Raw genomic sequence first — 14713 nt, 5'->3', positions numbered from 1 at the left:
GCGGCCTCTGGTTCAAATCAGATCGAGCATCAGCGCTGCCCGGGTCTTGTCCAGTGCCTCCTCGGCCATCAGCCGTCCGGCCTCGGTCTCCAGCAAGGCAAGCTGCGTCGTCAGACGCGTCGCATATTGGTGCGGCGTCATCTTGAACCAGTCGCAGGCGACAGCGACACCGGTGGTCGTGAAGCGCCACAGCTTGTCGGCGTCGCGTACGATCCTATCGTTGAGGGAGCGCGGGTAGGGACGGGTGTCGTGGCCGTCGATGATCTCGGCGACCGCAACGATGACCGGCTCCGGCCAGTCGGCCTGCTCCAGCACCTCGCGCGACATGCGGACACCTTCGCTCTCGTGCAGGAAGCGCACGTCGGACTGCATCATGTTGGGGCCGAAGCCCTTCTCGATGATGTCGTTCATGTCGATCGAGTACCAGCCGATGTCGTGCAGGATGATCGCGAGTGAAACGATGTCCTCGTCCGCGTCGGGGTAATGCTCAAGCAGCCTGCGGGCATAGGCATAGGACAGCGGGATGTGAACGTCGTTCTTGCGGGCGCGCATGTATGGCTCGCTGATGCGCCAAACTTCATCGTACCGGCTGCCGATCTCGGGCCTGTCGAGCATTGCAATTTCCAATCTTGCAGGGAAGGCCGGCTTTGCCGACCTTCCCTGGTTCGGGGGTCAGGACAGAACGGTCACTTCGCCGGTCGAGCCGTTGACGCGCAGCATCTGTCCGTTCTTGATCGAGGAACTCGCGCGACCCGTGCCGGTGACGGCAGGCAGGCCGTATTCGCGGCACACGATGGCGGCGTGGGACATCATGCCGCCGATATCGGTCACGATCGCGTTGATCTTGCCGAAGATCGGCGCCCAGCTCGGCGCGGTGACCGGCGCGACCAGGATCTCGCCCTGCTCGATCTGGCCGAGCTCATCAGCCGACCGCACCACGCGGGCGCGACCTTCGACGATGCCGGGGGAGGCGGCCATGCCGGAGAGCTTGGTGGTGTTCGCGGCGCCATCGAGCCAGCGGCCGATGCTCTCTGTGGTGATGCCCCAGAGCATGATCGTGAACGGCTCGGTGATGACATCGGGCGGATTGTTGAGCGCGGGCTGCGGCGGCGTCGTCGCCAGCGCGGCAAGAATCGTCTTGCGCCGCTCGATCTCGGGCGGCCAGTAGGTCGGACCGATCGCCGGTGCGCCGACCGCCCAGCCATTGCCGTAGTCGAACAGCGCGTCGCGGACTTCCTGACGGTTCAGATAGAACAGGTCGTCGGCGTCCTTCCAGAAGCCGGCATCGCGGAAGATGGCGCCGAGCTCGCGCATCTTGCGCCAGAACACGCTCATCGACCAATGCTCGATATAGAAGTTGTGGTTCTCGACATAGGGAAACACGGTGCGGGCGAGACCGAGCTTACCCTCGAAGGCGGCACGGGCGTCCGTATCGAGCATGTCGGCATATTCGGACGTGATCCGGTCGCGCTCCTTGGCGATGGCTTCGGTCGGCCGCTCGATTTCCTCACCCCGCTGCACGCGGACGATGTAGTCCCTGATGTAGCCGAGCGGGATGTCGAGATGCTCGATCCAGTACTTGTCGGTCGAATAGAAGCCATTGCCGGAGGTAAAGTTGAACCAGGGATCCTGCGCCTCCTTCCAGGCCTTCAGCCATTCGGCGCCGTTCGGCGCATCGCTGACGGCGGCGAGCGCTTCGTCCACGGATCCGCTCTTCATCGCGTCGGCCACACCGAGCTTCACCGCGAGCTTGGCGAGCTTCTTCAACTCGTCGTCGGGACGAAACAGGTCTACCTCGACACCCTGCACCATCTTGGCGATGGCCTGGTCCGGAATCGTGGGGAACTGGCCCTTCATGAAGCTGAAGAAGTCGAGATAGGCGGCGTAGCCAAGGTTCAGGAACTCGAAATGATACTGCCAGGTCTTGTAGAGCAGCTGGATGGCTCGATCATAGGTCTCCGTCAGCGCATAAGTGTTGTCGAGGCCGACGCCGCCCGTAATCCAATCGAGCGGCACGGCCTCGGGCAGCGGCTCGAAGTTCAGCGCTTCGAGCTCGGCGATGTTGGCGCGGACCTTCTTGTCCCAGTTTGCGAGCAGACGGTCCCAGTTCTGGAAGTAGTAGCCGGCGCGCTCCATGAAATGCGGCACGCGGCCGCCGATCAGCTCGGGCGCAACGGCAACCGGGCTCATGTAGCAGTAGCCATTGTGGATGCGGTATTCGACGCCATTCGCCGGCGGGATCAGGTAATGCCGCGTGTTGTATTGACCGAGGCACTTGACTGCGAATTCGACCGTGACGGCGTCGAACGGCTTGAACGGGCTCGGCCAGTGCTGCGAGTCGCAGAACCAGAACTTGCCGTCCTCCTTGTCGCGCAGGCTGTTCTGGAACTGAAGGTAATAGGGGTAGAGCGTCTCCCAGCCCTCGGCGCCCACAGGCGTCTTCAGATCATAGGGACTTGGAAATTTCGCATGCGCTGTCATGGATGTTTCCCCTGCTTGGTGTTTTCTCTGTTTGTTGTTTGCTTGCTTGGTGACGATCACCGCTTGGCTTGAACCGGGGCCAGCAGCGTCCCCAGCACGCCCGCGATTCCGGTTTCGTAGATGGCGGTCGACTGCTTCTTCTTCTGGCTCCAGACGGTTTCCGGCCGGCTCTGCAGCGCGACGAGGTTCTCGTCATCGGGGAGATCTGCATCGATCGCCCATTCCACATCCTGTGGGCAGCCCATGCTGCGCTCCAGTGACTTGGCGAGCTTGGCCACGGCGAGGACCTGCGCATTGCTCAGGGAGGGCAGGGTGCGGCGCTCCGGCGCAATCACGCGCTCGACGGTTCGGCGCTCTGCGCGATCAGCCACGAGCTCGAAATCCTTCTCAGCGATCCGCTGCTTGGTCACCTGCAGAAGCACCTTCTCGACCACGAAATTGTCGGGTGTGATTTCTCCTGAGACCACCGGCTCACCGAGCCCGAAGGCGGAATCGATCACGATCTTGGTGCGGTCGCCATTGATCGGATCGAGCGTCATCGCAACGCCCGCGGCGCTGGCATTGACCATCTTCTGGACGCCGACCGACATCAACACGTCGATCTGGCCGAGCCCGTTCTCGGCGCGGTAGGAAATGGCGCGGGCATTGAAGAGGCTGGCCCAGCACGCCTTGACCTTCTCGACCACGGCGTCCTCGCCGACCACCCAGAGATAGGTGTCCTGCTGGCCGGCAAAGCTGGCGTCGGGCAGGTCTTCCGCCGTTGCGGACGAGCGTACCGCGACCGGCAGCTGGCCATCGGGCGACAGGCGACGATAGGCCTCGCGGATCGACTGCTCGACCACGCCCGGCATCGGCTGCGCCAGGATTGCGTCGCGGATCTCGTGCGACAGTGTCTCTTCGTCATCGACATCGTCGAGCACGATCCGCGACAGGCGCTCGCGGATCGTTGCCTCGAGGCCGTTGCCTCGAAGATGCAGGGCGTAGGCTTCGGTCGCAACCGCAAATCCCGGCGGTACGCGGACGCCTTGCGCGATCATACGTGCCAGGCTTGCGCATTTGCCGCCGATGCGCGGGAAGTCGTCCTCGCGTGCGGCTTCGAACGGCACGATGAAGGATGCGGCTGCGTTGGCGCACATGCGTTTGTTCCCCACCTTGTGATCCGGATCGACTCCGGACTTGTTGTTGCTTTCGACCGCGCGCGGTCAGACGTCCCATTCGATACGCAGGGCCGTCGGCACGCGAAACGAGATGTTGTGAACGAAATCGATCTTCTGGTCCGCTGCGAGGCGGAGGCCGGGGAGCCTGCGGGTCAGTTCACCCAGGGCGATCGCAAATTCGATGCGTGCCAGCTGCTGGCCGACACAGGTGTGAATGCCGTAGCCGAACGCCAGATGGCTTCTCGCATCGGAGCGCCGGACATTGAAGCGGGTGGGATCGCTGAACACAGCCTCGTCACGATTGGCAGAGCCGATCAGCAAGAGGATGTTGGAGTCCTTCGGCACCGGGACGCCACCGATCTGGGTGTCCTTCAGGGCGCGCCGGCGCCAGGCTACGATCGATGGGCTGAAGCGCAGGGATTCCTCGACCGCGTTCGGAATGAGCTGCGGTTCCGCGATGATGGCTTCCCAGTTTTCGCGCCGCTGCAGCAACTCCCGCATGCCATTGGCCATCAGCGTCGTCGTGGTCTCGTGTCCGGCGAACAGCGCGCTGTAGAGGACGCCGGCGATCTCCTCGTCGCTGATCTCGGCACCTTCGTTCTGAAGCCGAACCAGATCGCCCGGCAAATCGTCGCTCGGGTCGTCATGGCGCAGGCGCACCAACTCGCGGCAGTAATTCCAATACTCGACCATGTTGCGCGCGTGGCCGACCTGCTCCTCGTCGCTCAGGTCGCCCCAGGTCAGCAGCGCGCGGCTGACGGCCCAGGACTTCACGCGCGGCACGTCCATGTTGGGAATGCCGACCAGCTTGAATAGGACCAGTGCCGGCACGTCGTAGGCGAATTCGCGGAAGAAGTCGGCATGGCCGCGATCTGCGAAGGCATCGATGGCTTGGTTGACGATGGCCTTGATCTCCGGCTCGATCGCCCTGAACCGGCGCGGCCCGAAGCAGCCCTGAACCAGCTTGCGAATGCGGGTGTGATCGGGCGGCACACGGGCCGACAGGCCGGAATAGGCCGTGAAGCCGCCCTCACGCATGATGCGCTTGCCTTCCTCGCACATCGGACGCAGCGGCGCCTGCGCGTTCTCCGAGGAGAAAGTCCGCCAGTCGTCGAACACGGCCTTGATGTCGGCGTGGCGCGCGACCACGAAATAGTTCAGCTCGTCGGAGAAGAATACCGGCGCCTCGGCCCGCGCCCATTCGTAGAACGGGAACGGATCGCGCATTTCGAAGGGATCGAAATCCTTTGCGGCGTCGCCAAAGGGGCATCGCGCCAGCTGAGCAGCCGAACCGGGCATATCATCCTCCCATTCGCCGCCCGCGATGGCGACGTTGTTATGGGCACACTCTAAGCGGCGGCCTTTGGGTTTTCTTTAGTCGGTAACTCTATGGCAAATTTGGATAAATCGTCAATGTGCGGGCGCACGGCGTCTTTTCCAGCTTGCGAACTCGGGACAGCGAGCGGCCTTTCGACGCAGCGAATGGGCTGCTCAAGCCGTGAGCTTGCGGTGCAGCTCCTGAAGCGAGGCGCTCTTCGGCCGGTCGTCGAAATGCTTGAGCGAGTCGAGATAGAGCTTGAACTGGCGGTCGATCGCCTCGCGTCGCCCCTGCGCCTTGAACACCTGCATGGCCTCGGCATGCGCCATTTCGCACAGCGGATCGATCGCGAGCGCTTTTTGGCAATGCGCAAGCGCGGCAGAATAGTCGTTGCGTTCGAGATAAATGCGCGCGGCGTCGCGCTGGACCTTGAAGAACATGTCGCGCAGCCAGTAGCGTTTGCTCCAGCACCAGTCGCGTTCGCCGTCGTCGGCATACTCGACCGGAATATCCTCGAACAGGTCTCCGGTGTAGAGACGATCTGCCGCCTGCAGGCAGATCAGCGCCTCGTCGCTGGCGCCGGCCTTGATATGGCCCTGCGACTGGCGGCACAATTGTTCGAAGGTCGAGATGTCGAGCCAGCTGCGCTCCGGCGGCACCAGCACATAGCGCGAGCCCTCGCGGCGGATGTAGTTGCGGCCGTCCTCGCGTCCGCTGGGCTGGCCGAGCGCCAGCCGCAGGTAGCGGACGGTGTGATAGAGACGGTTGCGCGCGGCCTCGATGTCCTCGGCATCGGGCCAGAGCAGATCGGCCAGTTCGTCGGTGCCGGCGCCGTGGCCGCCCTTCTGCAGCAGATACGCGAATAGCGTCTTGGTCTTGCGGGTGGCGCCGCCGGGCGGATCCCAGTTCACCTGGCTGCCGTCGTTGCGATAGATCCGCAAGCGCCCGAAGCATCTAATCTTCCAGCGGTCGCGGCTGTCGAGATGAATGGTCCCGGTTTCTTCCGCCGACCGGCGCAACAACCACATGGGATCGGCGCCCTCGGCCGCATGCAGCGCCGCGGCCGAGGTGTCGATCCGCAATTCCGGCGCGATCGCGCCGAGCCAGAAGTCGACCTGCTCGCGCAACGCGCCGCGCGTCTGCAGCCGCGAGGGAAGCCAATGCGGATTGTCCACCAGCCCGCCGCTGGTCAGGATTTGCGGGTGGCCGCGCAGCGCCACCAGCAATTGCTCGTCGATCAGCACACGGCGATTGTAGAGCGAGGCGATCGAGAGTTCGGACTGCCGCGCGAGTGCCTCGGCCAGCGCCGGCCAGCCCTCGAAATTCGCCGTCGCCGAGTTGGTCTCCAGGCCCCAGCTCATGTCGACGACGAGCAGCGCAGGGCCTTGATTGCGGGTTGGCGACATCCACTTCTCGATCCGCGCCCCGACGTCGCGAAACGAGATCGGCACCTGCAGCAGCGCCATCTCGTTGAAGCTCTTGCCTTCGACGAGACCGATCTTTTTGACGTGTCTTGCGAGCTTCTCGACGCGTGCAATCGCATTCGCGTCGGCCGCGATTGCGAACAGGCGGCAGGGTTGTGCAACCGTCTGGTAAAGTTTGAAGAAGTCCGCAAAAAGCCGCTTTTGCTGCGTTGCAAATAGCGCGAGGTTGACGGATCGGTTTTCAGCCATGGGTATTCAGCCGCGACAACCTCATTGGGATCGGCAGACTGAAGCAGTCTAAAAGCGGCTGTCAACGCGATGCAAGCCTTTGTTTCCCAAGCTTTCCTCACAAGGCTCGAAGCAGTTCGCTCGGCTATTCATCGGCTCGGAAGCCGCGAGCTGCGCTAATTGTCGTTCCACATCGCGACCGATCGTCGCTCGAACATCTCGCGGAACTGACGGGTCGATTCCGGAAGCAGGGCCCCGCTGCCCCAGTCGAGGATGACGGCGTGCTGGCGGACCGCGTCGAATGCGTCGATCTCGCCATTTCGATAACGCTCGGCGACGATCTCCGGATCGAGCCTCGCATTGTGGATGCGCTCGGCCTTGACCTTGGCGCGCAGCGCTTCTGTCGCGGATAGATCGACCACGTAGTCGCAAAGCTCCGCGTCCACGGTCTGGACCACCACGCCGTAATCCTTGGCGGCGCGATCGACCGAGACATAATCGTCCTTGATGTCTTCGAGCACGAGGTTCGGGTCGCGTGCGAGCGGATCGCCGAAGCCGCCGCCGCCCGCCGTGGGGCGAGAGAACACGTCGCCTTCGCCGAGCGGCACGTCGGAAAAGATCGAGCCCAACCGTTCCTCAGCATCAGCGCCGGCACGCTGCAGGGTCAGGCCATGCGGCATGGAGGGCAAGCCGCCCTCGATGCCCCACACCACCGCGCGTTCGCGGTCGCAGATGTAGGAGATGACAGTCTTTTCGGCCTCGAGCATGCGCGAGGTCTTCACCACGCCGGCGCCGCCGCGCCATTTGCCGGGTCCAGGGGAGTCGGTGAGGATCTCGCATGCCGTGGTCAGGATCGGGTTGGCGCGCTCCTGGCCTTCGACCGGCTGCGACATCAATCCGGTGCCGAAGCAGGCGGTGGTGACGTTGCTGCCGTCCTTGCCGTTGCGGCCGCCCCAGCCGCCGGGCAGCCAATCGTAGAACATGAAGATCGGCTTGTCCGGACTGCGCGCGTCGAGCCCGCCGGTGAGCAGATATTCGAGATTGAAGGCGCAGGCGAGCGCGCGCTCCGGCATCAGCTTCGACCACATCTCGTAGATCGAGTTCATGATCTTCTCGAACGGCATCAGGAAGCCGGTGACCGCGATCGGCCATTTGGCGTCGACGATCGAGCCTTCCGGCGCGATGATCTCGAAGCAGCGGTAGAAGCCGGAATTGAGCGGCAGGTCGGGGAAGAACGTTTTCATGCCGGCCGCGACGGCGGAGAAGGTGGCGCCGAAGGCCGAATTGTAGATCGAGCCGATCGTTGGATGGCTGCCGGTGAAATCGTAGATCGCCTTGTCGCCCTTGATCGTCATCTTGATCCGGATCGGGATCATGCCTTCGCCGCCGGCCGGATCGCGGTCGATGAAGTCGACCGTCTCCCATTCGCCGTCGGGCAGGGCGGCGATGCGCTGCCGCGCCGAGCGCTCGACATAGTCCTGCACCGCAGCGAGCCCAGTCTCCACAGTGTCGCGGCCGTATTTGTTGACCAGGCGCAGGATCTCGCGCTCGCAGACCTGGGTCGCCTGCGCCTGCGACTGGATGTCGCCGATGATCGAGGCCGGATCGCGCGTGTTCGACGCGATCAGGTGGGCGACATCCTTGCAGAAGCGACCGCGGTCGAACAGGCGCACCGGCGTGATGCGCAGGCCTTCGCGGAACATCTCGCGTGCGGCGACGTCGAACGAGCCGGGCACGCTGCCGCCGACATCCGACCAGTGCCCGTTGGACTGGCTGAAGGCGATGATCCTGCCGTCGGCGAAGATCGGCCGGATCAGGCGCACATCGGAGAAGTGCGTGCCTCCGGCATAGGGATCGTTGATGGCGAAGACGTCGCCTTCGTGCATGTCGCCCTCGAAGTGACGGATCACCTCCTGGCAGGTGAAGTGCAGGGTGCCGACGTGAACCGCGATATCCTGGTTGCCCTGTGCGGCGCATTCGCCCTTGGCATCGTGCAGCGCGCTGGAGAAGTCGTGGTTATAGATGACGAAGGAATAGCAGGTCCTCAAGACCTGCTCGCCCATTTGGTCGACGCTGGTGATGAAGGAGTTCTTCAGAACCTCGAAGGTCACGGGATCGAGCGCGAGATCTTGCGTCATCGCCTCACTCCTTCACGCTGATGATGATGTTCAGATATTTGTCCACCTCCGCCTTGGCGCCGGGCGGCACCACGGTGGTCGCGTCGATCTGCTCGACGATGGCAGGGCCGCGGAAGGTGAAGCCGCATGGCAGGCTTCCGCGCTGGAACACCGGAGTGTCATGGGCCTCGCCGTCGAACCAGACAGGACGCCGAGCCACCGGCTCCGGCGTTACGCCGGTCGGCTCATGGACGGCGAACTCCGCTTTGGGCACGATGCCGACCGCCTTCAGGTTGAGGCGGAAGAAGCTCACCGGCGCGCTGTCGCGGCGGAAATTGTATTCGCGCTGGTGCTCGGCGTGGAAGCTGGCGACGAGATCGGCGATCGCGCCGATCGGACGTGGCGCGTTCACCGCGAGCGAGCGCCACTGGCCGCGATACATCATGTCGATGGAACGCTGCAGGACGATGTTCTCGGGAGCGACGCCCTCATGGGCCAGCCGATCCAGGGCTTCTTTTTCGATCGCGGCAAACTGCGCTTCGATATCGGCGGGATCGGCTTCCGCTGCGTCGACCATGCAACTCTGCGAGAAGTCGTGCTGCATGTCGACCAGGAGACAGCCGAGCGCGGAGGTCACGCCCGGATTGGGCGGCACGATCACGACGGGAATCGCGAGCTCGCGGGCGACATCGACCCCATGCAGCGCGCCGGCGCCGCCGAAGGCGACCAGGGCAAAATCGCGCGGATCATAGCCGCGGCTGATCGAGATCAGCCGGACGGCATCCGACATGTTGGCGTTGGCGACCTTGAGGATGGCGTCTGCGGCCTCGTGCAGGCCGAGTCCGAACGGCTTGGCGACGCCGTCTTCGACGGATTGGCGGGCGAGGGCAGGGTCGAGAGTCACCTTGCCGCCGGCAAGGCTGGTGCCGAGGCGACCGAGCGTGACATTGGCGTCCGTATTGGTCGGCTGCGCATTGCCGTTGCCGTAGCAGGCCGGACCCGGATAGGCGCCGGCCGATTGCGGCCCATTGCGCAGCGAGCCCGCGGGATCGGTCCAGGCGAGAGAGCCGCCGCCGGCGCCGATGGTCAGCACCTCGATGGAAGCGAAGCGGATCGGATAGCCGAATTCGACGTACCAGTCCTTGGTGATGCGCGACTGGCCCTCATAGGCCAGCGAGACGTCGGTCGAGGTGCCGCCCATGTCGAGCCCGATCGAGTTCGGATAGCCGCACAGGCTGGCGATGGTGCGGCTGGCGATGGCGCCGGCGGCAATTCCAGAGCCCGCAAGCCGTGCGGCAAAATCCTTGACGCTTGCCGGCGTCATCACGCCGCCGCCGGTGTGGAGCAGCAGGAGGTCGCGGGTATAGCCCTCGTTCGCCAGGCGCTCGCCGAGCCGGCTGGTGTAATCGACGACCACCGGGCTCACCACGGCGTTGGCGACTGTGGTTGAGAAACGCTCGTGCTCGAAGATCTCGGGTAGCACCTGCGAGGAGATCGAGACCGGAATCTCGGGCATTGCTTCCAGCAGGATGTCGCGCATGGCGCGCTCATTCTCGCCGTTGAGATAGGCGTTCATGAAGCAGACCGCGACCGCGGCGACGCCGCGGCGCTTGAGGATGCGGGCGACCTCGCGCGCGGCTTCGATATCGAGCGGCTCGATCACGCGGCCGGCGGCGTCGACACGCTCGGGAACGGTCAACCGGTCGCGGCGCGGCACGTAGGGCCTGACCACGTCCTTGTAGGTGTCCCAGAGATCTTCCTTGTTGGCGCGACGGATCTCGATGACGTCGCGAAAGCCCTTGGTGCTGACCACGGCGGTGCGGGGCAGGCGGCGGGTGATCAGGGCGTTGGTCGCAACGGTCGTGCCGTGCGAGAACAGCGCGACCTCGGCAAGGTCGATGCCGGCCTTGGAGACGCCGCCCATGATCCCGTCGATGGGATCTTGCGTCGACGCCGTCTTCTCGACCCGGATGAGGCCGGTCGCCTCGTCCATGATACAGATGTCGGTAAAGGTGCCGCCGACATCGACGGCCACGCGGAGAGTCTGCACGATGCGAGGTTCCTTCGAACGCGGGATCGTAAAGATTATGGACATGCGGTGGCGGCCGCGCTTGACGCTGAGTGCAGGATGTTTTGCGTCAGAGCGCAATCGATTGCCGAAATGACGAGTCACGGCTCTCCGCAGATTCAGGCTCACATCGCGGACAGCATCGGACATGAGATCACGTTCCCGCGGCGTTGATGCCCGAGTTGTGCGTTTGGAGAGGCCCTTCGAAAGATCGAAAGGGCGCAGGGAATGCCGGATGCTGGCCGCACCCATGGCCCGCCTGCAACAAAGAAAGCAGGCGGCAGTCACCACAGGTCAGCCGAAACAATCCGGCATTCCCTGCGCGATGGTTTTACGCTTATACGTGGTCTCCCCGGGGACCGGCTCGATTGCCCCCGTCCACGTGAAGCAAAGCTTCATCGCGTTGCGACAATGCGCTGTCAGCGCATTGCGCAGGCCTCAGCACCGGGAGGCCAGGACCGCACGACTTCACGTCCGCATCGATGTTGTTCGTCGGCGCGAGCAAATCACGCTGCAACCCGACACGGCCACCGCAACCCGCCTCGCGCATCGTGACGACCGCGCGTACGCCCCTTCTCATCGAGGCGGGATGGACATAGTCATACACGATTTCTGGAAAAACGAAATAGAAAAATTTCGTCGGCGGGGGGAGCCTTGCCGTTTGAGCTTGAAAAGTCTGGTGAAACGAGTTTTTACGCGCGGGCGATTGTCAGCGTCTTCCCGGGGGAACGCGCTGCGAAACCATGCGAAATCGCTCAAGTGATTTGCCCGACAAGCAGGCGTGATCCTAGCTGGCCTTGCCGGTTAGCATAGTGACGATTTTAGGAAGGATCGTGCGGTATCCTTGTTTCGGGACGCGGCTTTGTCGCGCTCCCTCACAGGAGGGGTCAAGGTTGCCGCGAATAAATTGAGTGGTGCCGGGGGGGCGGCGACCTCGAAGGATGGCAGGCGGAGATCGCTCATCCGACTGCGTCCCAAAACCTTGCGTATCGCTTTTTTCAGCGTCGCGAAGCGCGCCAGCTTTTCCCGCACTAAGGCGCCGACGTCGACCGCGTGGGCGAAGCCAAACATGGTGCCGAGCCGGCAACAGCTTGCGCTGAGGGACTTCCTGATAGGCCAATTCAATCGTCTCGGTACGATGCTGCCGCTCGTTGAGCAAGGCCGGGAGCCGCGGATATTTTGCTGGCAAAAGGTTGCGTTTCAAAGCAGTATGCAACCATAAGGGGCGTATAGGTCGGGGGCTCCGGGAGATGAACTATTCCGGAATGAGTATTGCAGCGGAGACCCGTGCCAGCCGCGATCAGATTGAATCTGATCCGCTTACGCCGCGGCAGCGCGCGCGCCTAGAGCGCGACCAAGCCCGCGGGTACTCCATCAATACGAAGCAGATCGTGCTGGCGTTCGCTGTCGAGTTTGTCATCATCGGACTCATTCTCACGAACAATGCTGCCACGGTTGCGCAACTTCCAGACACGTCCCTCTTCAAAATGATTCAAGCGATGCTGTTCCCCATTGCCATGGCCATGGTGGAGTTGGCGCGAGTGCCGCTTGCCGTCGCTGTACGAACCCAGACCTCCTGGAACATCAAGCTCGCTGCATTGGTTGGCGTGCTCTGTGCGGTTGCAGTCACATCTGTCTCTCTAATCCTTATCGGTAATTCGACCTTCAATCCTCGTCTCGAAGATACGAGCAAGAAGAGCACTATTCTTGTTGGGCTACAGCAGAGGAAGCAAGAAATACTTCTTCGAGTTAAGGCGGCTGACGAACTGGTTCGGGAGCGACGAAATGAGAGGGACGCAGCCGAGCGCGACAGGCAAAATTTGAATCTGCAGCTGAACGCTCAGCCTAGACCGCCCTGTGTCGTCGTAACTCGCCCAGCTTCTACACCCGGGGGGCCGCCTGAAACGCGCTCGGTTTGCCCGGAGAATCCTGTGCTTAAACCTCTACAAGCCGAGATAGCTTCTTTAAAGGTGAAACTCGTGGACCTCGAAGCGGCTCTAAAAGCCGCCGAAACTCAACGCGCGTCGCCCACTTTGGACACTGGGCCGATAGATAAGGAGATCGAAGAGGCGGAGAAAGACAGTCGCGGATCAGTCCAACAATCGCAACTGCATGCTTACGCCGCAATGCTGTTCCGCAAGGCGCCTGCTGATATAACCGAAGCGGACGTCAAGACACTTGAGCTGTACCTTATCGTAATCCCCTCAATTGCTGCGGCCTTTTCGTCGACCCTCATCGCCATGACAGCCGTTCGGCGGATCAAGCCAACATCCACGTCAGAGGGGATGATCTCGGATGAGGCTGCGGCCTATCTTTTCGGACCACTCGTCGCAGCAATTCGCTCTGAGGCCCGAGAAGCAGTCAAATCGGCTATGAAAAGCTCCCAACTGGCATGAAGCTCCCTCGAACCAGCCTGAACGAAGAGTTGTCCGCGGCGATAAAAAGTCGCATCGGCGCAGAGGAGTTTTATATCCTGGGACGAAGTGGATTTTGGCGTGCCATCGGAGTTGGATTCATTGCTCTCGGTCTCGAGACGACGATCGGATTGGGGCTGTATGGCTATTCAAGCGTCACGCGGAGTGAAGAGAATTTGTCGGTCATGGCCGCGGCTATAAGCAAGGCGCTTGCGGATATTCAGGTGAGAGGGAGCGCCATAGGTACCATCGAGATCCAACCGAGCGAAATTAGGCTGGCTAGAGATCAAACTGTCATTTTAGATGAAAGCTCTCGCATTCGACTTGATCCGGCGACGAAAATATTCGCTGATGGGGAGATGAGGGTTCAAGCGCCGACAGTATCGGTTCCTCTGACGGTGACGCCCCGAGCCAGAACGACTACCCCGACGATCACGAACTTCACGGTCTTCAAGAGCGTTCCATTTGACAAAGGCTCGGTACAGACCGGTTGGGTATTTCTAACCAGTGCGCAGAAATTTCCGACGACGCAGTATTGCTATTACACGGAAAGCGGTGACAACCCGGATGTATCCTTGCGAATTGAGCTAGGCAAAGACGAGCAAAGCGAAAACGAGAAAAATGTGCCGGCCAAGTTTGCCTTGGCTGCCGCGTTCGCCAAATGCGTTTGGTTCCGCAAGGATGCCCTATGACCGATCAGAATCACCACGATGATCTCGGTACATTCGCGGCCATACTGAACTCAAGGCTTGCTATCAGCGCACGGATCGTACGGGCCAAGTCATTTGCGCTTCAATGCGTCGGATGGTTGATCGCCTTTGTGATGATGGGCACCGGGTTGGTGATCGCCTTTTGGGGATATAGCACCACCATATCTCCGGTACCCGCTGCCGACATCGCTGCAAATGCAATTTCTGACGCGTTCAGGCGTGCACAGATACGCACGATTGTTTCCGGCACAATGACGTTGTCGCCTGACGCAGAACTCACGCTTGCCAAGGATCAACGTGTCAAGCTCATGGAAGGATCGATAGTCAAGCTTGATCCGTCGTCGACGGTCCGAGTGGTCGGTGATCTCAAGATAAACGTTCCGCAACCATCTAGAGAGCAGCTTCAATTGGATACGACGAGTGGAAGCAACGAACTCCCGTTTACGCGGTATACGATCTTCAACGGTGCCACGTTTGGAGCAGGCACTGTGGTCACTGGATGGAACTTCGAGGTCTCCGACCCGACACGCCCGACGTACCAGAGATGCTATTTTGAGCAGATATTGGATAAGGGTATAGCTGCGACTCAGACAATAGCCGTAAACGGCGCCCCGAAGCGCGTCTCGCCGCTGAGCAAGTTGCCGTTTGATTTCGATGGCGCAGTATCAAATTGTGTTTGGTTTTCCGGAACGTAAAGTCGTTGCGCAGGAAAAAGATGTGGATGGCCGGGACTATGCCCGGCCATGCCAACTTTGAGAAATCGGTCGCGGCGATTGTGTGGCCTTGAACAGTGGAG

General features: G+C 61.9%; 11 protein-coding genes. 4 read left to right on the top strand and 7 right to left on the bottom strand.

Translation table 11 applies throughout. The features are described 5' to 3' along the window. Positions 1-12: 12 nt before the first annotated feature. From QX071_RS28245 to QX071_RS28215, 7 genes are all read right to left on the bottom strand, one after another. On the bottom strand, positions 13-615 hold the full coding sequence (locus QX071_RS28245; RefSeq protein ID WP_315705901.1) for an HD domain-containing protein: 603 nt from the start codon (positions 613-615) through the stop codon (positions 13-15). 57 nt (positions 616-672) lie between these two features. Beyond that, positions 673-2481, bottom strand: a complete 1809-nt coding sequence (locus QX071_RS28240) for a PEP-utilizing enzyme (RefSeq protein WP_315705902.1) — start codon at positions 2479-2481, stop codon at positions 673-675. A gap of 56 nt (positions 2482-2537) precedes the next feature. Beyond that, positions 2538-3617, bottom strand: a complete 1080-nt coding sequence (locus tag QX071_RS28235; protein ID WP_315705903.1) for a PEP/pyruvate-binding domain-containing protein — start codon at positions 3615-3617, stop codon at positions 2538-2540. Between the two features lie 66 nt (positions 3618-3683). Further along, positions 3684-4937, bottom strand: coding sequence for a cytochrome P450 (locus QX071_RS28230; RefSeq protein ID WP_315705904.1), 1254 nt, complete (start codon positions 4935-4937; stop codon positions 3684-3686). A 192-nt stretch (positions 4938-5129) separates the two neighbouring features. Further along, positions 5130-6629 carry a bacterial transcriptional activator domain-containing protein gene (locus QX071_RS28225; RefSeq protein ID WP_315705905.1) on the bottom strand — a complete coding sequence of 500 codons (1500 nt, stop codon included), beginning with the start codon at positions 6627-6629 and terminating at the stop codon, positions 5130-5132. Between the two features lie 155 nt (positions 6630-6784). Next, on the bottom strand, positions 6785-8746 hold the full coding sequence (locus QX071_RS28220) for a hydantoinase B/oxoprolinase family protein (RefSeq protein WP_315705906.1): 1962 nt from the start codon (positions 8744-8746) through the stop codon (positions 6785-6787). Positions 8747-8750: 4 nt separating this feature from the next. Beyond that, the gene (locus QX071_RS28215; RefSeq protein WP_315705907.1) at positions 8751-10775 is read right to left on the bottom strand and encodes a hydantoinase/oxoprolinase family protein; all 2025 of its coding nucleotides are present in this window, start codon (positions 10773-10775) and stop codon (positions 8751-8753) included. A gap of 253 nt (positions 10776-11028) precedes the next feature. Here QX071_RS28215 and QX071_RS28210 point away from each other — a divergent pair, with 253 nt between their 5' ends. From QX071_RS28210 to QX071_RS28195, 4 genes are all read left to right on the top strand, one after another. Further along, the gene (locus QX071_RS28210; protein WP_315705908.1) at positions 11029-11556 is read left to right on the top strand and encodes a hypothetical protein; all 528 of its coding nucleotides are present in this window, start codon (positions 11029-11031) and stop codon (positions 11554-11556) included. 487 nt (positions 11557-12043) lie between these two features. Further along, positions 12044-13189, top strand: coding sequence for a hypothetical protein (locus QX071_RS28205; protein ID WP_315705909.1), 1146 nt, complete (start codon positions 12044-12046; stop codon positions 13187-13189). Further along, entirely contained in the window at positions 13186-13899 is a 714-nt protein-coding gene (locus QX071_RS28200; RefSeq protein ID WP_315705910.1) for a hypothetical protein, read from the top strand. The genes QX071_RS28205 and QX071_RS28200 overlap by 4 nt, the downstream gene beginning before the upstream one ends. Next, on the top strand, positions 13896-14612 hold the full coding sequence (locus tag QX071_RS28195; RefSeq protein ID WP_315705911.1) for a hypothetical protein: 717 nt from the start codon (positions 13896-13898) through the stop codon (positions 14610-14612). The genes QX071_RS28200 and QX071_RS28195 overlap by 4 nt, the downstream gene beginning before the upstream one ends. Positions 14613-14713: the final 101 nt, after the last annotated feature.

It is taken from the genome of Bradyrhizobium sp. SZCCHNS1022 (assembly GCF_032484835.1).
Lineage (GTDB): Bacteria > Pseudomonadota > Alphaproteobacteria > Rhizobiales > Xanthobacteraceae > Bradyrhizobium.
This window is presented reverse-complemented; position numbering and strand designations above follow the sequence as displayed.

Coding starts and splice junctions, on each gene's coding strand:
- QX071_RS28245 (WP_315705901.1), bottom strand. CDS start 615: ATGCTCGACAGGCCCGAGATCGGCAGCCGGTACGATGAAGTTTGGCGC.
- QX071_RS28240 (WP_315705902.1), bottom strand. CDS start 2,481: ATGACAGCGCATGCGAAATTTCCAAGTCCCTATGATCTGAAGACGCCT.
- QX071_RS28235 (WP_315705903.1), bottom strand. CDS start 3,617: ATGTGCGCCAACGCAGCCGCATCCTTCATCGTGCCGTTCGAAGCCGCA.
- QX071_RS28230 (WP_315705904.1), bottom strand. CDS start 4,937: ATGCCCGGTTCGGCTGCTCAGCTGGCGCGATGCCCCTTTGGCGACGCC.
- QX071_RS28225 (WP_315705905.1), bottom strand. CDS start 6,629: ATGGCTGAAAACCGATCCGTCAACCTCGCGCTATTTGCAACGCAGCAA.
- QX071_RS28220 (WP_315705906.1), bottom strand. CDS start 8,746: ATGACGCAAGATCTCGCGCTCGATCCCGTGACCTTCGAGGTTCTGAAG.
- QX071_RS28210 (WP_315705908.1), top strand. CDS start 11,029: ATGCTGGCCGCACCCATGGCCCGCCTGCAACAAAGAAAGCAGGCGGCA.
- QX071_RS28205 (WP_315705909.1), top strand. CDS start 12,044: ATGAACTATTCCGGAATGAGTATTGCAGCGGAGACCCGTGCCAGCCGC.
- QX071_RS28200 (WP_315705910.1), top strand. CDS start 13,186: ATGAAGCTCCCTCGAACCAGCCTGAACGAAGAGTTGTCCGCGGCGATA.
- QX071_RS28195 (WP_315705911.1), top strand. CDS start 13,896: ATGACCGATCAGAATCACCACGATGATCTCGGTACATTCGCGGCCATA.